We start from the raw sequence: 1,779 nt of genomic DNA on the forward strand, positions 1-1,779 counted from the left end.
AGAGCAAAACCATGCAACAGATCCGGAACATTTTACAACAAAGAGCGAACGGGCTATCTATTCGTGCCATAGTTCGTCATTCCAATTATTCCCGCAATACCATTCGAGGTTATCTTCGGCTAATCGAACGGAGTTCCTATACGCTTTCTGAGTCTTTAAAACTGAGCGATGAGGCCTTGGGCGAATTACTTTTTGAGTCAGAAACGCCACCCACCGCAGATCCAAGATATCTCCATCTTCAACAAAAGCTTCCCCATTACGCCACAGAGCTCAAGAAACGGCATGTCACCCGTCAGCTGCTATGGGAAGAATACCATGAGAGTCATCCTCCGGAAGGAGGTTATGGCTATACGCAGTTTTGTCACTATCTGAATCAGCATATCGCCAACAAGGATGTCTCTGCGCTGTTCGTTCATAAGCCTGGAGCTAAGCTGATGGTGGACTATTCGGGTGACAAGCTGGGTTATATTGACCGCCAGACCGGAGAGATCATTCAATGTGATGTACTGGTGACCGTTTTACCGTTCAGCAGCTACCTGTATATCGAAGCTGTTCCCGATCAGAAGCAGGAGTATTTTGCCTCATCACTGGGCAATACGTTTGGTTATCTGGGCGGCATGCCTGATTGTATCGTCTGTGACAACATGAAAACTGCCGTCAAGAAAGCCAACCGCTACGAGCCTGCCTTTACCGAACTGATCGAACAGCTTTCCCTGCACTACAAGGTCACCTTCATGGCCACTAGGGTGAGAAAGCCGAAGGACAAAGCCACCGCTGAAACCAGTGTCAGAGTGTCCTATACGCGGATCTTCTCCAAACTCAGAAACCTGGAGGCTTTCAGTCTGGCTGAGCTCAACGCACAGATCAGAGAAGAATTGGAAAAGCTAAACCGCCGCAACTTCAAAGGAAGGAATTACAGCCGTCACGACCTGTTTGTCCAGTATGAACAGCCCCTGTTGAAGTCCCTGCCTTCCACGGTCTTCGAGGTTCGCAAAACCGTCATGGCCAAAGTGCAGCGTAATTATCACGTTCAGCTGGGCGAGGATTGTCACCTGTACAGTGTTCCCTACGATCAGGTGGGCAAACAGGTTAAAATCAGCTACACACAGAGCCAAGTGGAGATCTATGCCGATCACAGGCGGATTGCATTCCATTCCAGAGACCGGCGCAGGTATGGCTACAGCACCCTTGCGGTACACATGCCGGAAAACCACCGGGCCATCCACCAGCAGAAAGGATGGGATGGAGCTTATTTTCTTTCCCAAGCTGCATCCATCGGCCCCCATACCAAGGCAGCAATAGGGAAAATTCTAGAATCCAAAGTCTTTCCCGAACAGACCTTCAATTCCTGCCTTGGGGCCCTTCGGCTGGCTGGCAAATACGGAAAAGACCGGCTGGAAAAAGCCTGTACCCTGCTCAGCGAAGCTCCAAGAGTCAATTACGGAATCTTGGAAAACATCCTCAAAAACAACATGGACAAAAAAGACACAGCCAGTAATTCGGACTTCAAAACTCCTGTCCATGAAAATATCCGAGGCTCAAAAGAACTTTCCTAACTCCAAAACACACAACACACATGAACACACAAGCTACCCTTCAACAACTCCGAGACCTCAAGCTCCACGGGATGGCCAGCGGCTACGAAGCAATCCTGGACCTGCCGGTCAACAGCCAGCCACAGACTCATCAACTGCTCGCCCAGCTGGTCCAGCAGGAAGTCGACCAAAAGCACCACAAACGTACCCAGATGCATCTCAGGCTAAGCAAACTCCGATATGC

At 49.8% G+C, this 1,779-nt stretch carries 2 protein-coding genes; both read left to right on the top strand.

Features of this window, described 5'->3' with window-relative positions; genetic code table 11:
* Nucleotides 1-1,556 (top strand): IS21 family transposase (gene istA / locus BLQ81_RS21830; protein WP_092735284.1); only part of this gene is annotated, 1,556 nt, incomplete at its 5' end.
* Between the two features lie 20 nt (nucleotides 1,557-1,576).
* Nucleotides 1,577-1,779: ATP-binding protein (locus BLQ81_RS22560; protein ID WP_217636708.1), on the top strand; the 203-nt coding region annotated here is incomplete at its 3' end.

This window comes from Algoriphagus alkaliphilus, from assembly GCF_900103735.1.
GTDB classification, from domain to species: Bacteria; Bacteroidota; Bacteroidia; order Cytophagales; family Cyclobacteriaceae; genus Algoriphagus; species Algoriphagus alkaliphilus.